The 19,108-nt window shown below is 71.8% G+C and carries 17 protein-coding genes; 10 read left to right on the top strand and 7 right to left on the bottom strand.

The genetic code is table 11. The features are described from left to right. Positions 1-11: 11 nt before the first annotated feature. From GFH48_RS30595 to GFH48_RS30620, 6 genes are all read left to right on the top strand, one after another. Positions 12-1,295 carry an amidohydrolase family protein gene (locus GFH48_RS30595; protein ID WP_153291332.1) on the top strand — a complete coding sequence of 428 codons (1,284 nt, stop codon included), beginning with the start codon at positions 12-14 and terminating at the stop codon, positions 1,293-1,295. Further along, positions 1,292-2,557, top strand: coding sequence for an amidohydrolase family protein (locus GFH48_RS30600; RefSeq protein ID WP_153291333.1), 1,266 nt, complete (start codon positions 1,292-1,294; stop codon positions 2,555-2,557). Before GFH48_RS30595 ends, GFH48_RS30600 begins: the two co-directional genes overlap by 4 nt. Before the next feature lie 24 nt (positions 2,558-2,581). Continuing rightward, the gene (locus GFH48_RS30605) at positions 2,582-3,292 is read left to right on the top strand and encodes a VIT1/CCC1 transporter family protein (RefSeq protein ID WP_153291334.1); all 711 of its coding nucleotides are present in this window, start codon (positions 2,582-2,584) and stop codon (positions 3,290-3,292) included. Positions 3,293-3,432: 140 nt separating this feature from the next. Continuing rightward, on the top strand, positions 3,433-4,305 hold the full coding sequence (locus tag GFH48_RS30610) for a sterol desaturase family protein (RefSeq protein WP_153291335.1): 873 nt from the start codon (positions 3,433-3,435) through the stop codon (positions 4,303-4,305). Next, positions 4,302-4,991, top strand: coding sequence for a lysoplasmalogenase (locus GFH48_RS30615; RefSeq protein ID WP_153291336.1), 690 nt, complete (start codon positions 4,302-4,304; stop codon positions 4,989-4,991). Before GFH48_RS30610 ends, GFH48_RS30615 begins: the two co-directional genes overlap by 4 nt. A 42-nt stretch (positions 4,992-5,033) precedes the next feature. Beyond that, positions 5,034-6,083, top strand: coding sequence for a zinc-dependent alcohol dehydrogenase family protein (locus GFH48_RS30620; protein WP_153291337.1), 1,050 nt, complete (start codon positions 5,034-5,036; stop codon positions 6,081-6,083). Between the two features lie 173 nt (positions 6,084-6,256). Here GFH48_RS30620 and GFH48_RS30625 read toward each other — a convergent pair whose 3' ends face one another. Then, positions 6,257-7,684: a CoA transferase gene (locus tag GFH48_RS30625; RefSeq protein WP_153291338.1), complete on the bottom strand. Its 1,428-nt coding sequence runs from the start codon at positions 7,682-7,684 to the stop codon at positions 6,257-6,259. Positions 7,685-7,936: 252 nt separating this feature from the next. Beyond that, the gene (locus GFH48_RS30630) at positions 7,937-9,463 is read right to left on the bottom strand and encodes a S8 family peptidase (protein ID WP_153291339.1); all 1,527 of its coding nucleotides are present in this window, start codon (positions 9,461-9,463) and stop codon (positions 7,937-7,939) included. Positions 9,464-9,853: 390 nt separating this feature from the next. Between GFH48_RS30630 and GFH48_RS30635 the strand changes: the two genes are divergently transcribed. The 3 genes from GFH48_RS30635 to moaA all read left to right on the top strand — a co-directional run bounded on the left by GFH48_RS30635 (position 9,854) and on the right by moaA (position 12,964). Beyond that, on the top strand, positions 9,854-10,210 hold the full coding sequence (locus GFH48_RS30635; protein WP_153291340.1) for a DUF485 domain-containing protein: 357 nt from the start codon (positions 9,854-9,856) through the stop codon (positions 10,208-10,210). Beyond that, positions 10,207-11,829 carry a solute symporter family protein gene (locus tag GFH48_RS30640; protein ID WP_153291341.1) on the top strand — a complete coding sequence of 541 codons (1,623 nt, stop codon included), beginning with the start codon at positions 10,207-10,209 and terminating at the stop codon, positions 11,827-11,829. The genes GFH48_RS30635 and GFH48_RS30640 overlap by 4 nt, the downstream gene beginning before the upstream one ends. 145 nt (positions 11,830-11,974) lie before the next feature. Then, positions 11,975-12,964, top strand: a complete 990-nt coding sequence (gene moaA / locus GFH48_RS30645; protein WP_153291342.1) for a GTP 3',8-cyclase MoaA — start codon at positions 11,975-11,977, stop codon at positions 12,962-12,964. Positions 12,965-12,986: 22 nt separating this feature from the next. Here moaA and GFH48_RS30650 read toward each other — a convergent pair whose 3' ends face one another. Beyond that, the gene (locus tag GFH48_RS30650) at positions 12,987-13,229 is read right to left on the bottom strand and encodes a hypothetical protein (protein WP_153291343.1); all 243 of its coding nucleotides are present in this window, start codon (positions 13,227-13,229) and stop codon (positions 12,987-12,989) included. A gap of 380 nt (positions 13,230-13,609) precedes the next feature. Beyond that, positions 13,610-14,020 (bottom strand): DUF3099 domain-containing protein, encoded by a 411-nt coding sequence (locus tag GFH48_RS30655; protein WP_194280723.1) that lies wholly within the window; start codon positions 14,018-14,020, stop codon positions 13,610-13,612. A gap of 242 nt (positions 14,021-14,262) precedes the next feature. On the opposite strand from GFH48_RS30655, the gene GFH48_RS30660 reads away from it, so the two are divergent. After that, complete coding sequence (locus tag GFH48_RS30660) at positions 14,263-14,538, top strand: GlsB/YeaQ/YmgE family stress response membrane protein (RefSeq protein WP_153291345.1); 276 nt, start codon at positions 14,263-14,265, stop codon at positions 14,536-14,538. A 249-nt stretch (positions 14,539-14,787) separates the two neighbouring features. On the opposite strand, the gene tyrS is transcribed toward GFH48_RS30660, so the two are convergent. The 3 genes from tyrS to GFH48_RS30675 form a co-directional block, all read right to left on the bottom strand. Next, positions 14,788-16,056 carry a tyrosine--tRNA ligase gene (gene tyrS / locus GFH48_RS30665; RefSeq protein ID WP_153291346.1) on the bottom strand — a complete coding sequence of 423 codons (1,269 nt, stop codon included), beginning with the start codon at positions 16,054-16,056 and terminating at the stop codon, positions 14,788-14,790. Between the two features lie 68 nt (positions 16,057-16,124). Beyond that, complete coding sequence (locus tag GFH48_RS30670; RefSeq protein ID WP_153291347.1) at positions 16,125-17,519, bottom strand: metallopeptidase TldD-related protein; 1,395 nt, start codon at positions 17,517-17,519, stop codon at positions 16,125-16,127. After that, the gene (locus GFH48_RS30675; protein ID WP_153291348.1) at positions 17,516-19,039 is read right to left on the bottom strand and encodes a TldD/PmbA family protein; all 1,524 of its coding nucleotides are present in this window, start codon (positions 19,037-19,039) and stop codon (positions 17,516-17,518) included. The genes GFH48_RS30670 and GFH48_RS30675 overlap by 4 nt, the downstream gene beginning before the upstream one ends. Positions 19,040-19,108 lie beyond the last annotated feature (69 nt).

The raw sequence follows: 19,108 nt of genomic DNA on the forward strand, positions 1-19,108 counted from the left end.
GGAGGCGGGCGATGACCGACCTGGATCCCTACCTGATCATCTCCTCCGACTGTCACGCCGGGCTCCCCACCGAGGAGTACCGGCCCTATCTCGACTCCCGTTTCCACCGGGACTTCGACGAGTTCCTCGCGGGCCGGGACCGGCGCCGCGAGGAGATGACCCGGCTCGGCGTCCGCAACGAGGCGTTCGCGGACAAGTGGTTCCAGGACAACGAGGAGGGCCTGCGCGGCGGTTGGGACACCGGGCAGCGGCTGAAGGAACTGGACGGTGACGGGGTGGCCGGTGAGGTGGTCTTCCCGGACGCCGACGCCGTGGACAGCCGGACGGCCGCCCCCTTCGGCGTGGGCCTCGGTCTCTCCGGCGACCAGGACCCGGCGCTCGGCATGGCGGGCGCGCGGGCGCACAACCGCTGGCTCGCGGAGTTCGTCGGCGAGAACCCCGAACGGCACCGCGGGGTCGCGCTGCTGCCCGTCACGGCGGAGACCGACCGGGTCGTCGCGGAGGTGTACCGCGCCAAGGAGTCGGGGCTCGGGGCCCTGATGATCCCCGCCATGTGGGTCGACAAGGCGCCCTACCACGACCGCCGTTACGACCCGGTATGGGCCGCGGCCGCCGAGTGCGGGCTCCCGGTGGTCACCCACTCCGGGGCGGCGCCGCGCCACGAGTACGGCGACCACCTCGGCATCTACGTGAGCGAGGTGACGTGGTGGCCGGCGCGGCCGCTGTGGTTCCTGCTCTGGTCGGGAGTCTTCGAGCGGCACCCGGGCCTCAGGTTCGGCGTCGCGGAGTCGGGCTGCTGGTGGCTGCCGAACCTCCTCTGGTTCATGGACCGCCTCTACCTCGGGGCGCACGGCGGCAAGAAGCTGTCGCCCTTCGCGGAGCTGAAGCGGCCCCCGCACGAGTACCTGGACCGCCAGGTGTTCGTCTGCGCCACCAACACCAAGCGGCGCGAACTCGCCCAGCGCTACGAGATCGGTGTCGACAACATCCTGTGGGGCAGCGACTTCCCGCACCCCGAGGGCACCTGGCCCGACACGCGCGGGTGGCTGTCACGGACCTTCCACGACATCCCGGTGGCGGAGACCCGCCGCATGCTCGGTCTCGCGGCCGCCGAGGTCTTCGGCTTCGACACCGCGAAGCTGGCCCCGCTCGCCCGGCGCATCGGCCCGACCCCGGCCGACCTCGGCCAGTCGGAGGACCAGGCGGCCGTGACGGCGTCCTGGGCACGCTCGCGCGAGGTGGGCCGCCACTGGCTCACCGGCCACGACTTCCCCGTACTGGGGACCACCCCATGAGCCCACACGCCCCCGGCACCCCCGCGGCGTCCACGGACGGCGACCGGTACACGGTGATCTCCGCCGACTGCCACGCGGGCGCCGATCTCCTCGACTACCGGCCCTACCTGGAGAAGGAGCACCACGAGGCGTTCGACGCGTGGGCGGCCACGTACGTCAACCCCTACCAGGACCTGCTCGCCGACACCGCGGACAGGAACTGGAACTCGGGGCGGCGCCTCGCGGAACTGGAGCGGGACGGGATCGTCGCGGAGGTGGTCTTCCCGAACACCATCCCGCCCTTCTTCCCGTCGGCGTCCCTGACGGCACCGGCGCCGACGGCATCGGAGTTCGCGCGGCGGTGGGCCGGGCTGCGTGCCCACAACCGCTGGCTGGCGGACTTCTGCGCGGCCGCGCCGGGCCGCCGGGCGGGCGTGTTCCAGATCCTCCTGAACGACGTCGACGAGGCGGTGCGGGAGATCCGCCGGGCGGCCGGCGCGGGGCTCACCGGCGGTCTCCTGCTGCCCGGCACACCCCCGGGGTCGGGCCTGCCCGAGCTGTACTCGACGGCGTACGACCCGATCTGGGCGGCCTGCGCCGAGCTGGGCGTGCCCGTGAACCACCACGCGGGCTCCGCGTCGCCGCCGCTGGGCGACGAGCCGGCCGCACGGGCGGTCTTCATGGTGGAGACGACGTGGTTCTCGCACCGCGCGCTGTGGCACCTGGTGTTCGGCGGCGCGTTCCGCCGGAACCCCGGTCTGCGGCTGGTGCTGACCGAGCAGGGTTCGGGCTGGATCCCCGGGGTGCTCGACATGCTGGACTACTACCACGGGCGACTGGTCGCCGCCGGGGCCGGGGCGGCCACGGCCGAATCCAAGTTCGGGGCGGGGCTCGGGGCGTCGATGGGCAAGGGGCCCTCCCAGGTCTGGCGCGAGAACTGCTGGGTCGGCGCGAGCTTCATGCGGCCGCACGAGGTGCCGCTGCGCGACCGCATCGGCCTGGACAAGATCATGTGGGGCAGCGACTACCCGCACGACGAGGGCACCCACCCCTACTCGCGCGAGGGGCTGCGGATCGCCTACGCGGGCCTGCCGCGGGAGGAGGTCGCCGCCATGGTCGGCGGCAACGCGGCCCGGGTGTACGGCTTCGACCTGGAGCGTCTCGCGCCGCTCGCGGCCGAGGTGGGACCGACGGTGGCGGAACTCGCCGAACCGCTCGGCGAACCGCCCGCCGACGCGACGAGCCCCGTGTTCGCGAAGGGAGGGTCGGTGCGCGTGTGGTGACGCGCGGGGTGCGATCCTCGCCGTGTGAGCGAAGCGACGCACGACGAGGCCCACAAGGGAGCCCTCGGGTCGCGGCTGAACTGGCTGCGGGCCGGGGTGCTGGGCGCCAACGACGGGATCGTCTCCACCGCGGGTCTCGTCGTCGGCGTCGCGGGCGCCACCGACGACCGCAACGCGCTGCTGACGGCGGGGCTCGCGGGCCTGCTGGCCGGGTCCATGTCGATGGCGGCGGGCGAGTACGTCTCGGTCTCCACCCAGCTGGACTCCGAGAAGGCCGCGCTGGCGGCGGAACGACGTGAACTCAGTGAGCAGCCCGAGGCCGAACTCGAGGAGCTGACCGAACTCCTGGAGCAGCGCGGCCTGTCGCGCGACGTGGCCCGCGAGGCGGCACAGCAGCTCACCGAACGGGACGCGCTCAAGGCCCACGCGCGCGTGGAGCTCGGCATCGACCCCGACGATCTCACCAACCCGTGGCACGCGGCCTGGGCGAGCTTCGTGGCCTTCACGGTGGGCGCCCTGCTGCCGTTGCTGGCGATCGTCCTCCCGCCGAGCGGTCTGCGCCTGCCCGTCACCGTGGTCTCCGTCCTCGCCTCCCTGTTCGTCACGGGCTGGGTGAGCGCCCGCCTGGGCTCGGCGGACCCGCGTCACGCGGTCCTGCGCAACATGGCGGGCGGAGCGCTGGCGATGGGCGTCACGTACCTGGCGGGGGTGCTGCTGGGGGCGACCGGGGCGTGAGAGCGGGCGCCACCGTGGCCCTGTGGTCCGGACCTGCCCGTCCATTGGCGGAGATCACCAAGAAGCAAGCGCGTACCGGCGGTAATACTTGTCGGTAACAACGTCTAGCCGCGGCCGATCAGCCGTCCTACGGTGCATCCATGCCGAACCTGCCCGATGTCGTGCTGTGGTCGATACCCGCCTTCGTGCTGCTCACCGTGATCGAGATGGTGAGCGTCAGGATCCATCCGGACGAGGAGGACGCGGGGTACGAGGCGAAGGACGCCGCCACCAGCGTCGGCATGGGTCTCGGCAGCCTCGTCTTCGACTTCCTGTGGAAGATCCCGATCGTCGCGCTCTACACGGCGATCTACGAACTGACGCCGCTGCGGGTGCCCGTACTGTGGTGGACCGTCCCGCTGATGCTGCTGGGCCAGGACTTCCTGTACTACTGGTCGCACCGCGGACACCACGTCATCCGCATCCTGTGGGCCTGCCATGTCGTCCACCACTCCAGCCGGAGGTTCAACCTCACCACCGCGCTGCGCCAGCCCTGGACCAGCTGGACCGTCTGGCCCTTCTACGTGCCGCTCATCGCCCTCGGCGTGCACCCGGCGGCGCTCGCGTTCTGCTCGTCCGCGAACCTCGTCTACCAGTTCTGGATCCACACCGAGCGGATCGACCGGATGCCCCGCTGGTTCGAGTTCGTCTTCAACACGCCGTCGCACCACCGGGTGCACCACGCCTCCCAGGGCGGCTACCTGGACCGGAACTTCGGCGGGATCCTCATCGTGTGGGACCGGCTCTTCGGGTCCTTCGTCCCGGAGACCGAGCGGCCCGTCTACGGACTCACCAAGAACATCGCCACCTACAACCCCCTGCGCGTCGCCACCCACGAGTACGCGGCCATCGCCAGGGACGTGAGGGCGGCGGCGAGCTGGCGCGAGCGTGCGGGCCGGGTCTTCGGCGGCCCCGGCTGGCAGCCGGCCCCGACGGGCACCGAGCGCGAGCCGGTCACGGAGCCCGCCGCGTGAGCCCACGGCACGCGCGCGTGCTGCTCGTCTCCTTCGGCGCGGCGGCCCTCGTGGACCTCGTCTCGCTGGCCGCCGGATTCACCCCCGGGCACCTCGTCGCCAAGCCCCTCCTGATGCCGTTGCTCGCCGCCCACACGGTCGCCCGCGGCGGACCGCGGCTCCTGGTCGCCGCCCTGCTCTGCGGGTGGGGCGGCGACGTCCTGCTGCTGTCCGACGCCGACCCGGCGTTCCTGGCGGGGATGGCCTCCTTCGCGGCCGGACACGTCTGCTATCTCCTCCTCTTCCGCGGAGCCGTCCCGTTCCGGCCGGCCGCACGCGCGCGGGGAACACTGCTCGCCGTCGGCTACGCCGTCGCCCTGACCGCCACGGTGGCCCTGCTCACGCCGGGCCTGCCCGCCGGCCTCCGGATCCCCGTCGCCGGCTACAGCCTGCTGCTGACCGCGATGGCGTACGGTGCCACCGGACTCGGACCCCTCGCGGCCGCCGGCGGGGCGCTCTTCATGCTCTCGGACACGCTCATCGCCACCGGCGTCGCCGACTGGCCGCAGCTCCCGAGACCCGACTTCTGGATCATGTCGACCTACGCCGCCGCCCAGTTCTCGCTGGTCAGCGGAGTACTGGGCACCCTCGGCGCGCGTCGCGCGCCGAGGGCGGCGTACGGTGAGATGCGCTCAACCACCCCCTGAGCGCATCTCACCCCAGCCGATCAGCCGAGAAGGATCCTCGTCATGCGCGCCACCACCATCCACGCCCCTTTCGACATGCGCGTGGAGGACGTGCCCGAGCCCGTGGTGCAGTTGCCGACCGACGCGGTCGTGCGGGTGCTGCGGTCCTGCATCTGCGGCAGTGACCTGTGGGCCTACCGCGGTGAGGCGGCGCGCAAGCCGGGGCAGCGCATCGGCCACGAGTTCCTCGGCATCGTCGAGGAGACCGGCTCCGACGTGACCGGTGTGCGGCGCGGCGACCTCGTGGTCGCGCCCTTCATGTGGTCCGACGGCGTCTGCGACTACTGCCGCGAGGGGCTCACCACCTCGTGCGAGCACGGTGGCTTCTGGGGCGCGGTGGGCTACGACGGCGGGCAGGGCGAGGCCGTGCGGGTCCCCTTCGCCGACGGGACCCTCGTCCAGCTGCCCAAGGAGGCGGCCTCCGACGACCGGCTGCTGTCGGCGCTGCTGACGCTGTCCGACGTCATGGGCACCGGCCATCACGCGGCCCTCGGCGCGGGGGCCCGCAAGGGCGCCACCGTCGCGGTCGTCGGCGACGGTGCCGTGGGCCTGTGCGCCGTCCTCGCCGCCAAGCGGCTGGGCGCCGAGCGGATCATCGCCCTCGGACGCCACCAGGTGCGTACGGACATCGCGCTCCGCTTCGGCGCCACGGACGTCGTCGCCGAACGGGGCGAGGCGGCCGTCGAGGCCGTCCGCGAGCTGACCAGGGGCCAGGGCGCGCACGCCGTCGTGGAGGCGGTCGGCACCGAGCAGTCCATGCGGACGGCCGTGAACATCACCCGCGACGGCGGCGCCATCGGCTTCGTCGGGGTGCCGCACGGCAGTGGCACGGGCCTCGACCTGGGCGTCATGTTCGACCGGAACATCGCGCTGCGCGGCGGTGTCGCACCGGTGCGCGCGTACATCCCGGAGCTGCTGCCCGACGTCCTCGACGGCACCATCGACCCGTCGCCGGTCTTCGACCGCACCGTCGACCTGGAGGGCGTGCCCGAGGGCTACAAGGCGATGGACGAGCGCACCGCCCTCAAGGTGCTCGTCACCAACGGCTGCTGACGGTCCGACACCGACGGGCGGGAAGACGGCTCCCGGCGGTCCGGCGGTCCGGCGGTCCGGCGGTCCGGCGGTGTCCGGTGACGCCGGCCGGCGGCCCGGGGGCTGCGGGCGGCCGGGAGGCCGCCCCCGACGTGCCTCCTGGTGGCCCCGGTGCCCGCCCACGGCCCGGCGGCTCAGGCCCACCGGGCCGCGTCCGTCCCCCAACGTCCGGGCGGCCGAGCCCAGTCGGCCGGACCGCCGGCGAAGGAGACGGGCGTCCTGGCGTACCGGAGCCGGCCCAGGTCGCTGTCGGTCTCGGCGAGCCAGGGGCCCGGGTCGTACGAGGTCTGCGGGCGTTCCTCGTCCGGGTGTTCCTCGTCCGGGCGTTCCTCGTCCGGGCGTCCGAGCCCGTGGACCAGCCAAGCGGCCGTCCGGGCGAGCGCCGTCCGGACGAGGAATGTCCCGCCCTCCCAGGACCGCTCGGTGAGCGACCTGAGCACCGCGGCGGCCAGCAGATACCCCGTGCCGTGGTCGAGGGCCTGCGCGGGCAGCGCACCCGGCCGCCCGGCGGACCCCTCGATCGCGGCGATGCCGGTGGCCGCCTGCACCAGACTGTCGAAGCCCCGCCGCCCGGACCACGGCCCGTTCCGGCCCCACGCGGACAACTGCGCCACCACCAGGCCCGGCCGCCGTACGGCCAGCGCCTCCGGTGTGAGCGCGAAGCGGTCGAGGGCGCCGGGCCGGTATCCGGTGACCACGACGTCGGCCTCGGCGAGCAGGTCCTCGAAGGTACGGCGGTCCGCGCGCACGCCCAGGTCGAGCTTCGCGGAACGTTTCCCGAAGCCCGTGTCGGTGTGCGCGTCGGGGTCCTCGGGCAGCCGCGGTGTGTCCACGCGCAGGACGTCGGCGCCCAGCAGGGCGAGGGTGCGGGTGGCGACCGGGCCGGCGATGACCCGGGTGAGGTCCAGCACGCGGACGCCGGCCGCGGGCCGCAGCGGATCACCGGGGAGCCGGGCCGGCGCGTGCGGCGCGGACCGGTCGGCCCCGGCGACGGACTCCCGGCTCAGCAGGGGGAGGCGCGCGACGGCGGCCCCCTGCTCGTGCGCCGCCCACTCCGCGGCCGTGCGCAGGGCGACGGCCAGGCCCCCGGCCGCGTACACGGTGTCCTCCACCTCCACGGCAGAACGGTCGGCGAGGCAGGCGGCGACCGTCTCCACGGACGCGTCCGTGTCCAGCCCCAGCGCGTCCAGCAGTCGCGCCCGGTGGTGGGGATAGTTGGCGTGCGTACGCACCCAGCCGTCGGCGGTCCGCCAGAAGCGGGACAGCGGCGCGAAGTTCACCGGCGTCCGTCCGTCGACGAGCAGATGCCGCTCGCTGACGAACGCGGTGGCGACGGCCCCGTCGTCGACCCGTACCGGGGGAACGCTCCCTCCGGTGCGGACGGCGGTCAGCTCGGCGGCCGCCAGCGCGCACGCCCCCACGCACGCCCGCGCCAACTCCCGTACGGGCAGCCGGGAGTCGAGGGTTCCCGCCCGGACCGCCGTCGACAGCCGGGACAGCAGCGCGGGGTCGCCGCCCAGCGCGGTCCACACGGACTCCGTGGCAGTGGCCGGTCGCGTCATACGGGCACTGTGCCAGATGGGCGACGCGTGCCCGGTGTCGCCGTTCCCGTTCCCGTACCCGGCCCCACTCCCGTCGCTGTCGCCGCCGACTTCGGCGCCGGGTCCCTCGCCGGCCGGCTCCGCCCCGGTGCCATGGCCGTCCTCGGTGGACGGCCATGGCACCGGCGACTGTGATGACGGAGTGTCACCAATCGTGCGTCAAAGACGTATTGGTGACACGGGGTGACTCGCCGGAGCGATACGCGTGCCGGTCTACCTGACCGCCCGCAGCGCGTTGACGATCCCGGCTCCGTAGAACCCGTTCAGGTGCTTGTCGCCGACGCAGGTGGCGTCGACGACGCCGTCGCCGTTCCCGTCGTACGGGCCGGCCGGGCAACCGGGGTTGTCCGCCTCGGCCTTCAGGAGCCGCTGGAGCGTGTCCGGACCGGCCCAGGGGTACTTGGACTTCAGCAGCGCGGCCACGCCCGCGACGTGCGGTGTCGCCATCGAGGTGCCCTGCAGCCAGCCGTACTGGTTGTTCGGCAGGGTGGACAGGATGCGGCCGTTCTTCGACGGGGTGTCCGGGATCTGGAACCGGTCACCGCCGGGCGCCGCGACGTCGATGACGCCCTTGCCGTAGCTGGAGAAGTACGACTTGGCCCCGGTGACACCGGTCGAGCTCACCGTGACGACACCCGGCAACTGGGTCGGTACGTCGAAGCACTTGTGCGGATCGACGGTGCGGGGGACCGGCGTCGAGTCGTCGGGGCTGGACGCGTCGGCGAGCGCGTCCGCGTCCAGGTCGTCGTTGGAGTTGCCGGCAGCGGCGACGTTGAGCGTGCCCTTGTGCTGGGCGTACAGCTGGGCCCTGTTGACCGCGTCGACGATCGCCCGCTGGTCGGGGTCGTCCAGGCAGTTGTAGAGCCAGGGGTCCACGTAATAGCTGTTGTTGGTGATCTCCACGCCGTGGTCGGCGGCGAACACGAAGGCGCAGACGACGCTCTCCGGGTAGAAGAGCTGGGTGGAGTCCGGCTCGGCCACCGTGATGCCCGAGACCCTCACACCCGGCGCCACGCCCGCGACACCGACGCCGTTGCGGGCCGCGGCGATCTCACCCGCGACATGCGTGCCGTGGTAGTGGTCGGCATCCACCGGCCGCCAGGCGCCGTACGTGGTGTCCGGCTTGCCGCCCACACAGTTCGCGGACTGGGAGGCGGAGAAGTTCGCGGCGATGTCGGGGTGGGTGTCGTCGACACCCACGTCGATCACGGCGACGGTGACCTTCTTGCTGCCGGGGTCGGTCCTCGCCGCCCTGTCGGCGCCTATCGCGCGCAGGTCCCACTGGTCGGCCTCCAGGGGCTCCTGGCCCGCCGCGGCGCTCCGGGAGACCTTGGCGGCCTCCGCGGCCGACAGCACCTTCACCGCGCCCTCGTCCGTCGTCCCGGCGGCCGCCAGCGGCGCCGTCCGGGTCGCGCCCGCCGACTGCACCCCGCGCACGGCGCGGATCCGCCGGCCGAAGTCCGGGTCGGCGGAGTGGACGACGATCACGCCGATCTGCTCGTAGGCGATGACGACGGTGCCGCCGGCCCCGGTGATCGCCTTCTCCACCGACGCGACGGTGCGGTGGTCGGCCCTGGTGTTGACCACGTACGCCAGATTCGGGCCGTCCGCGCGGGTGGCGGCGGACGCGGTGAGTGGTGCGGCCGACGCGGCGCCCGGCAGGAACCCGAGCGAGGCGGTGAGCGACAGGACGACCGGAACCGCGAGGGCGAGCCGGCGTCTGGATCGCAGATGAGCCATGGGATCTCCACATCATCTGGAACGAAGCCGCCCGAACACACGGAGTGCTCGGGCAGGTACATGACGAGTGGTGCAGGCCGAAGCTATCTCCCGTCCGAGCTGGCCAGCAACGATTTCCGGAGATGACTTCCGAAACGAGCGGGAGACGACTTCCGAAAGAACTCCGGGGAGTTGAACCGGTCCACGCGCCGCGCCGTGACCTTGGACGGGAGCGCGAGCCCGCTCGGGCTCCCGGCGGATCACACCCGAGGCACACTCTCTCCATCAGGTCAACGTGATCCGTGCCACTGTGAGGTTCACACAACGTCCGCGCCCGACCCGCCCTGGTCCGCGAGCCCCCAACTCGCCCCGCCCACCGTCACATCCGCACCCGCAACGCGAGGAGACTCCGTGGCTACCGACGCACCGCCCCCCTCGAAGGCCGATCCCGGGCTGCCCTCGACCGAGGAGTTCGCGGAGGTGCAGCAGAGCGCCGAGTTCGCCGAACTGCGCCGCTCGCACCGCTCCTTCGCCTTCCCCCTGACCGTCGGCTTCATCGCCTGGTACCTGCTGTACGTCCTGCTCTCCAACTACGCGGGCGACTTCATGGGCACCAAGGTGGCCGGCAACGTCAACGTCGCCCTGGTCCTCGGGCTCGCCCAGTTCCTCACCACGTTCCTCATCGCCTGGTGGTACTCGCGGCACGCGGCCGCGCAGCTCGACCCCAAGGCCGAGGCCATCAAGTCCCGGATGGAGGGCGGCGCATGAGCTCCGTACCGACCCTGCTCGCGGCCGGTGAAGCAAGTCAGCACCGGCCACTGATCATCACCCTGTTCTCGGTGTTCGTCGCCGCGACCCTCGTCATCACCGTCTGGGCGGGCCGCCAGACCAAGGACGCCGCCGACTTCTACGCGGGCGGCCGCCAGTTCACCGGATTCCAGAACGGACTGGCCGTCTCCGGCGACTACATGTCCGCGGCCTCCTTCCTCGGCATCGCCGGCGCCATCGCCCTCTTCGGCTACGACGGCTTCCTGTACTCCATCGGCTTCCTCGTGGCCTGGCTGGTGGCCCTGCTCCTGGTCGCCGAACCGCTGCGCAACTCCGGCCGGTACACGATGGGCGACGTCCTGGCGTACCGCATGCGCCAGCGCCCGGTACGGACGGCGGCCGGCACCTCCACGATCGTCGTGTCGATCTTCTACCTGCTGGCCCAGATGGCCGGCGCGGGCGTCCTGGTCTCGCTGCTCCTCGGCATCACCAGCGACGGCGGCAAGGTCGCCATCGTCGCCCTCGTCGGCGTCCTGATGATCGTCTACGTGACCATCGGCGGCATGAAGGGCACCACCTGGGTGCAGATGGTCAAGGCCGTCCTGCTGATCATCGGCGCGCTGCTGCTCACCTTCCTGGTCCTGCTGAAGTTCAACTTCAACATCTCCGACCTGCTCGGCAAGGCGGCCGACAACAGCGGCAAGGGCGCGCCCTTCCTGGAGCCGGGCCTGAAATACGGCGCCACCTCCACGACCAAGCTGGACTTCCTCTCCCTGGGCATGGCCCTGGTGCTGGGCACCGCCGGCCTTCCGCACATCCTGATCCGCTTCTACACCGTGCCCACGGCCAAGACCGCGCGGAAGTCCGTGAACTGGGCGATCGGCCTCATCGGCGCCTTCTACCTGATGACCCTCGCCCTCGGCTTCGGCGCCGCCGCGCTGATCAAACCCGACGAGATCATCGCCTCCAACAAGGCCGGCAACACGGCCGCGCCCCTGCTGGCACTCCACCTGGGAGGCGTCGACTCCGACTGGGGCGCCATCCTGCTCGCCTCCATCTCCGCCGTCGCCTTCGCCACCATCCTCGCGGTCGTCGCGGGCCTGACGCTGGCCTCCTCCTCGTCGTTCGCGCACGACATCTACGCGAACGTCATCAAGAAGGGGAAGGCCGACGAGAAGGACGAGATCAGGGCGGCCCGGTACGCGACGGTCGGCATCGGCGCCGTGTCCATCCTCCTGGGCGCCCTCGCCCGCGACCTCAACGTCGCAGGTCTGGTCGCCCTCGCCTTCGCGGTCGCCGCGTCCGCCAACCTGCCGACGATCCTCTTCAGCCTCTTCTGGAAGCGGTTCACCACCCCGGGCGCCCTCTGGTCGATCTACGGCGGCCTCGTCACGGCGGTCGGTCTGGTGCTGTTCTCGCCCGTCGTCTCCGGCAAACCCACCTCGATGTTCCCGGACGTCGACTTCCACTGGTTCCCGCTGGAGAACCCCGGCATCATCTCGATCCCGGTCGGCTTCCTGCTGGGCTGGCTGGGCACCCTGCTGTCCAAGGAGGAGCCCGACACCGGCAAGTACGCCGAGCTGGAGGTCCGCTCCCTGACGGGCACCGGAGCGCACTGACGCCCCTCGCCGACGGCCGCGTCGTAGATCCCTACGACGCGGCCGCGCCGTACCTCGTGGGATCCGGCCGCTCTGGATGTCCGTCCTGTCACGTAGGCTCGATCGTGCCGGGTAAGGATGATCCGCACCGAGGGAGGGGGCCCACATGCTCATCGACACCTATGGCCGGGTAGCCACCGACCTGCGCGTCTCCCTGACCGACAAATGCAATCTGAGGTGCACGTACTGCATGCCCGAAGAGGGCCTGCAGTGGCTGTCCAAACCCGATCTGCTCACGGACGACGAGATCGTCCGCCTCATCGGGATCGCCGTCACCCGTCTCGGCATCACCGAGGTCCGCTTCACCGGCGGTGAACCCCTGTTGCGCCCCGGCCTGGTCGGCATCGTGGAGCGGGCCGGGGCCCTCACCCCCCGCCCGAAGATGTCCCTGACCACCAACGGCATCGGCCTCAAGCGCACCGCGGCCGCCCTGAAGGCGGCGGGACTGGACCGGGTGAACGTGTCACTGGACACGCTGCGCCCGGAGGTCTTCAAGATCCTCACCCGCCGGGACCGTCATCACGACGTCGTCGCGGGCCTCGAAGCCGCCCACGACGCGGGACTGACCCCGGTCAAGGTCAACACGGTCCTGATGCCGGGCCTGAACGACGACGAGGCCCCGGACCTGCTCGCCTGGGCCGTCGCGCACGGCTACGAGCTGCGCTTCATCGAGCAGATGCCCCTGGACGCCCAGCACGGCTGGAAGCGCGACGGCATGGTCACCGCCGGTGACATCCTCGACTCGCTGCGCACGCGCTTCGAACTCGCGGAGGAGGGTGCCGGCGAGCGTGGTTCCGCCCCGGCCGAGCGCTGGCTGGTCGACGGCGGCCCGCACCGCGTCGGTGTGATCGCCTCCGTGACCCGCCCGTTCTGCGCGGCCTGCGACCGTACGCGTCTGACGGCCGACGGCCAGATACGCACGTGTCTGTTCGCCACCGAGGAGACCGATCTGCGCGCCGCGCTGCGCTCGGAGGCCCCGGACGAGGAGATCGCCCGTATCTGGCGCCTGGCGATGTGGGGGAAGAAGGCGGGCTCCGGCCTGGACGATCCGTCGTTCCTGCAACCGTCGCGCCCGATGTCGGCGATCGGCGGCTGAGACGGCCCCGCCGGGGGCACGCTCAGGTGCCGGGGGCCGCCCAGTCCGCCAGCGGGACCACGTCCTTCAGGAATCCGCGCACACCGAGGAACTCGGACAGGTGCTCGCGGTGCTCGTCGCACGCGAGCCATGTCTTGCGGCGCTCGGGCGTGTGCAGCTTCGGGTTGTTCCAGGCGAGCACCCACACCGCGTCGGCGCGGCAGGCCTTGGCGGAGCACTGCGGAGTGACGGGGGCGGGAGACGGGTCGAAGAGCGGGAAGTTCACGCCTCAACCCTAGGCGGCTTCGAGACCCGCTCCGAACGGACCCCGGACGGGCCGCGAACGGACTCCGGAGGACTCCGTCGAGGGCCGGGAGCGGGTTCTCGACCGGCCTTCGGCGGGACCCTCGATCACTCTTCGAACGGGCCCCGATCCGCCCTTCGAGATGCCTCTGATCCGGTCCCGGATCGGCTCCCAAAAGGCGACGCCGAGCAGCCACGGGGGGAGCTGCCCGGCGTCGGTCTGTCGCTCCGACGGGGGATGCGGAGCGCGTACGAAGTATGTCACGGGTAACCCGCTGCCCGGCACCGGAACAACATGATTGATCTGAGCTTTTCTTGAGCTTGGCGCGCGGTGCGATTCCGTTTTCGGCGGATCGTCCGTGGTCAGGCGAGGGGTGATTCGGAGTCCGGCGCGCCCGCTCGGGAGGCCCCCGGCCGTGCCCCGCCGTCGGCGGCCACATCTTCCGGAACCGGCTTCGTGAAGGCGTCCGGACGGGGCGGGGCGATCATCGCGGGGCCAGGGAGGGTGACGAAGGTGGAGGGGAGCGACGGCGCGTTCTCACGGCCGGCGTTGGCGATCACCACGGCGGCATAGGGGAGCAGGATCCCGAGCACCAGCGCGACGACGGCGACGTGCCGTTCGACGTTCCAGAGGGTGGCCGCCAGGATCACGGAGACCGTACGGACGGACATCGAGATGATGTAACGGCGCTGTCTGCCGCGGACGTCCTCGTCGAGCCCCTGCCTGGCCCCGGTGATCCGGAAGACCTGACCGTCGCTCTGCTTCCGCAGCATGTGCCACCACCTGCCTGTGTCGGACTCTCCCGCGCCCGTACCCGCCCGGACCCGGTCAGGGAGGCGGGCCCGAACAGGTTCCACGTTACGCCGCGCCTGCGCCGCCTTCGAGACCGGGGCGGGGTCCGGTCCGAGGGGACCCGATGCGTCGTACCGCGTATGGCCGAGCCCGACATGCGCCGTACGCGGGCCGCGCCGAGACTGGCCGTACTGCTCACGCGGAGCCGTACTAGGAGGCAGACATGGGCTGGTTGTGGGCGATCATCGTGGGCTTCGTGCTCGGCCTGCTGGCCAAGGCGATCCTTCCGGGCAAGCAGCACAGTCCGCTCTGGCTGACCACCATCTTCGGCATCATCGGCGCGATCGTCGGCAACGCCATCGCGGGCTGGCTCGGCATCGCCCAGACAAGGGGCATCGACTGGGGCCGGCACGCGCTGCAACTGGTGGCCGCCATCGTCATCGTCTTCCTGGGCGACATGGTCTACATGTCGCTGCGTGGCAACCGGCAGCGGGCCTGAGACCACGGCGGGGACCTGACGGGACGGCGCGGGACGGCAGGGCGGCGGCCCGGCGAACGGCCTGACGGGTCCACGGACGGCCTCTCGGCCCGACGGGACCGCGGACGGCCTGACCGCATGGCGGACGGCTTGACCGCACGGCCGTACGGCCGTGCGGCACGGCGCTACGAGCGACGGCACGAAGGTACGAGCGAGGGGGCGGCCCCTTGACGGAGCCGCCCCCTCGGTCATGCGTCCGCACGCGCGGGCTCAGGCGCCCGTGACCTCCACCGCGGCCAGGTTCTTCTTGCCGCGGCGCAGCACCAGCCAGCGCCCGTGCAGCAGGTCCTCCCGGGCGGGAACCGCGTCCTCCGCGGCGACCTTCGCGTTGTTCACGTAGGCACCGCCCTCCTTGACCGTGCGGCGCGCGGCCGACTTGCTGGCCACCAGGCCGACCTCCGCGAAGAGGTCCACCACCGGGCCCAGCTCGGCGACCTGGATGTGCGGCACCTCGGAGAGGGCCGCGGCCAGCGTCTTCGCGTCGAGCTCCGCCAGTTCGCCCTGGCCGAACAGGGCCCTGGACGCGGCGATCACGGCGGCCGTCTGGTCGGCGCCGTGCACCAGCGTGGTCAGCTCCTCGGCGAGCGCGCGCTGTGCCGCGCGGGCCTGCGGGCGCTCCTCGGTCTGCCGCTCCAGCTCCTCGATCTCCTCATGGGACCGGAAGCTGAAGATGCGCAGGAACTTGGAGACGTCCCGGTCGTCCGCGTTCAGCCAGAACTGGTAGAACGCGTACGGCGTGGTCATCTCGGGATCCAGCCAGACCGTGCCGGACTCCGTCTTGCCGAACTTGGTGCCGTCCGCCTTGGTGATCAGCGGGGTGCCGAGCGCGTGCACCACGGCCTCCGGCTCGACCCGGTGGATCAGGTCCGTACCCGAGGTGAGATTGCCCCACTGGTCGCTGCCGCCGGTCTGCAGGGTGCAGCCGAACCTCCGGTACAGCTCCAGGAAGTCCATGCCCTGAAGGATCTGGTAGCTGAACTCCGTGTAGCTGATGCCGGCGTCGGAGTTCAGGCGACGCGAGACGGCCTCCTTGGCGATCATCTTGTTGACCCGGAAGTGCTTGCCCATGTCGCGCAGGAACTCGATGGCCGACATGCCCTGGGTCCAGTCCAGGTTGTTGACCATCACCGCGGCGTTCGGGCCCTCGAAGTCCAGCAGCGGGGCGATCTGCGCGCGCAGCCGCTCCACCCACTCGGCGACGACCTCGGGCGAGTTCAGCGTGCGCTCGGAGTTCGGCTTCGGGTCACCGATCAGACCGGTCGCACCGCCCACCAGGCCCAGCGGACGGTGGCCCGCCCCCTGGATCCGCCGCATCGTGAGGATCTGCACGAGGTTGCCGAGATGCAGGCTGGGCGCGGTCGGGTCGAAGCCGCAATAGAACGTGACGGGACCGTCCGCGAACGCCTTGCGCAATGCGTCCTCGTCGGTGGAGAGGGCGATCAGCCCCCGCCACTTCAGTTCGTCGACGATGTCCGTCACGGTTCTCGTATCTCCTCGGGTCCTTGGGTGGCCTCGTGGCCTCGTGGCCTCGCGAATCAGGTACGAGGTTATACGCCCCGGCTGACAGAGCTCATGTTGAAATCGGGCACCCGCAGCGCGGGCATCGCGGCACGGGTGAACCAGTCGCTCCATTCGCGCGGCAGGGTCTTCTCCGTACGCCCGGCCTCCGTCGCCCGACCCAGCAGGTCCACCGGCGACTCGTTGAACCGGAAGTTGTTGACCTCGCCGACGACCTGGCCGTTCTCCACGAGATAGACGCCGTCCCGGGTCAGGCCCGTCAGCAGGAGCGTGGCCGGGTCGACCTCGCGGATGTACCAGAGGCAGGTCAGCAGCAGCCCGCGCTCGGTGGCGGCGACCATCTCCTCCAGGGAGCGGTCGTCGCCGCCGTCCAGGATCAGGTTCCCGATCGTCGGCGCGACGGGCAGCCCGGTCAGTCCCGCGCTGTGCCGGGTGGTGGAGAGTCGGGCCAGTTTCCCCTGGTGCACCCAGTCCGTCGGGGACAGCGGGAGCCCGTTGTCGAACACGGACGCGTCGTCCCCCGAGGAGTGCGTGAGCACGAAGGGCGCGGACTCCAGCCCCGGCTCGTTCGGGTCGCTGCGCAGTGTCAGCGGCAGTTCGGTGAGCCGCTCGCCGACGCGGGTGCCGCCGCCCGGCTTGCTGAAGACGGTCCGTCCCTCCGCCGCGTCCCGGGCCGCCGCCGACCACATCTGGTAGATCAGCAGGTCCGCGACGGCGGTCGGCGGCAGCAGCGTCTCGTAGCGCCCCGCCGGCAGGTCGACGCGGCGCTCGGCCCAGCCCAGCCGGACGGCCAGCTCGGCGTCCAGCGCCGCCGGATCGACGTCCTTGAAATCACGGGTGGAGCGCCCCGCCCACGCCGAGCGCGTACGGTCCGGCGACTTGGCGTTGAGCTCCAGTGTCCCGTTGGGCTGGTCGTGCCGCAGCCGCAGCCCCGTCGACGTACCGAGATAGCTGGTGACCAGCTCGTGGTTGGCGAAGCCGTACAGCTCACGCCCGCCCGCCCGCGCGCGGGCGAACGACTCGCCGAGCGCCGGGGCGAAGTCCGCGAAGACGGTGGAGGAGGTCTCGGCGGGCGCGTCCGTGAAGTCGGGGGACTCCGGTACGCCCGTGACCAGCGGCTGGGCGTCCTCGGCGGGGTCCGCGCCGCGTGCCGCCGCCTCCGCGGCCCGCACCAGCGGCTCCAGCTCGTCCGCGGTCACCGCCGCGCGCGAGACCACGCCGGACGCCGTGCCCTCGCGTCCGTCGACGGTCGCGACGACGGTGAGCGTGCGCCCGCGCGTCACCCCGTTCGTGGTCAGCGCGTTGCCCGCCCAGCGCAGGTTCGCGGTCGAGTGCTCGTCGGCGATCACCACACAGCCGTCCGCGCGGGAGAGTTCGAGGGCACGCTCGACGACCTCGTGCGGCTTGTTGGTACGGGCGCTCATCGACCGGCCTCCTGCGTCGTGTTCAGAATGTTGACGCCCTTGAAGAGGGCGGACGGGCAGCCGTGCGAGACCGCCGCGACCTGGCCCGGCTGGGCCTTGCCGCAGTTGAAGGCACCGCCCAGGACGTACGTCTGCGGACCGCCCACCGCGGCCATGGACCCCCAGAAGTCGGTCGTCGTCGCCTGATACGCGACGTCGCGCAGCTGACCGGTGATCCGGCCGTTCTCGATCCTGAAGAACCGCTGCCCGGTGAACTGGAAGTTGTAGCGCTGCATGTCGATCGACCAGGACCGGTCGCCGACCACGTAGATGCCGCGGTCCACACTCCCGATCAGGTCTTCGGTGGAGAGCCCCGCGGGATCCGGTTGCAGGGACACGTTGGCCATCCGCTGCACGGGCACGTGCCCGGGGGAGTCGGCGTAGGCGCATCCGTTCGAGCGCTCGAATCCGGTCAGCCGGGCGATACGGCGGTCGAGCTGGTAGCCGACGAGCGTGCCGTCCTTCACCAGGTCCCAGGACTGGCCCTCCACGCCCTCGTCGTCGTACCCGATGGTCGCGAGGCCGTGCTCGGCGGTGCGGTCACCGGTGACGTTCATCCGCTCGGAGCCGTACCGCAACGTGCCGAGCTGGTCGAAGGTGGCGAAGGAGGTGCCCGCGTACGCCGCCTCGTAGCCCAGCGCGCGATCCAGCTCGGTGGCGTGGCCGATGGACTCGTGGATGGTCAGCCACAGGTTGGAGGGGTCGACCACGAGGTCGTACAGCCCCGACTCGACGCTCGGTGCCCGCATCTTCTCGGCGAGCAGCTCGGGGATGCGCTCCAGCTCCGAGTCCCAGTCCCAGCCGGTGCCCATCAGGTACTCCCAGCCGCGCCCGGCCGGCGGCGCGATGGTGCGCATCGAGTCGAACTCGCCGCTCGACTCGTCGACGGCGACGGCGGTCAGCTGCGGGTGCAGCCGGACGCGCTGCTGCGTGGTGACCGTCCCCGCGGTGTCGGCGTAGAACTTGTTCTCGTGCACGGTCAGCAGCGAGGCGTCGACGTGGTTGACGCCGTTGGCCGCCAGCAGCCGGGCGCTCCAGTCCGAGAGCAGCCCGGCCTTCTCCTCCGCGGGCACGGAGAAGGGGTCGATGTCGTACGACGAGATCCAGGTCTTCTCGGCGTGCACCGGTTCGCCGGCCAGCTCCACGCGCTCGTCGGAACCGGCCGCCTTGATCACCTGGGCCGACAGCTTCGCCATCGCCACGGCCTGCGAGGCGACCTTCGCGGCCGCGTCCATCGTCAGATCCACGCCCGACGCGAACCCCCAGGTCCCGCCGTGCACCACGCGCACCGCGTACCCCAGGTCCGTGGTGTCCGACGATCCGGCGGGCTTGGCGTCGCGCAGGCGCCAGGACGCGCTGCGCACCCGTTCGAACCGGAAGTCCGCGTGGTCGGCGCCCAGGGCACGGGCGCGCGCCAGCGCGGCGTCGGCCAGGGCCCGCAGCGGCAGTGCCGTGAAGGCTTCGTCGATGGAATGGGGCACGGAGGTCTCCCTGCTGTCGTGGCCTGTCGGGTCCGATCATGTCGCGCGGGCGGGTCCGGCGGCCACGCC

This window comes from Streptomyces fagopyri, assembly GCF_009498275.1.
GTDB lineage: Bacteria > Actinomycetota > Actinomycetes > Streptomycetales > Streptomycetaceae > Streptomyces > Streptomyces fagopyri.

What these genes read in the sequence shown, in the direction of transcription:
- GFH48_RS30595 (WP_153291332.1), top strand. Translation starts at nt 12, where the DNA reads ATGACCGACCTGGATCCCTACCTGATCATCTCCTCCGACTGTCACGCC.
- GFH48_RS30600 (WP_153291333.1), top strand. Translation starts at nt 1,292, where the DNA reads ATGAGCCCACACGCCCCCGGCACCCCCGCGGCGTCCACGGACGGCGAC.
- GFH48_RS30610 (WP_153291335.1), top strand. Translation starts at nt 3,433, where the DNA reads ATGCCGAACCTGCCCGATGTCGTGCTGTGGTCGATACCCGCCTTCGTG.
- GFH48_RS30620 (WP_153291337.1), top strand. Translation starts at nt 5,034, where the DNA reads ATGCGCGCCACCACCATCCACGCCCCTTTCGACATGCGCGTGGAGGAC.
- GFH48_RS30625 (WP_153291338.1), bottom strand. Translation starts at nt 7,684, where the DNA reads ATGACGCGACCGGCCACTGCCACGGAGTCCGTGTGGACCGCGCTGGGC.
- GFH48_RS30630 (WP_153291339.1), bottom strand. Translation starts at nt 9,463, where the DNA reads ATGGCTCATCTGCGATCCAGACGCCGGCTCGCCCTCGCGGTTCCGGTC.
- GFH48_RS30640 (WP_153291341.1), top strand. Translation starts at nt 10,207, where the DNA reads ATGAGCTCCGTACCGACCCTGCTCGCGGCCGGTGAAGCAAGTCAGCAC.
- moaA (WP_153291342.1), top strand. Translation starts at nt 11,975, where the DNA reads ATGCTCATCGACACCTATGGCCGGGTAGCCACCGACCTGCGCGTCTCC.
- GFH48_RS30655 (WP_194280723.1), bottom strand. Translation starts at nt 14,020, where the DNA reads ATGCTGCGGAAGCAGAGCGACGGTCAGGTCTTCCGGATCACCGGGGCC.
- GFH48_RS30660 (WP_153291345.1), top strand. Translation starts at nt 14,263, where the DNA reads ATGGGCTGGTTGTGGGCGATCATCGTGGGCTTCGTGCTCGGCCTGCTG.
- GFH48_RS30670 (WP_153291347.1), bottom strand. Translation starts at nt 17,519, where the DNA reads ATGAGCGCCCGTACCAACAAGCCGCACGAGGTCGTCGAGCGTGCCCTC.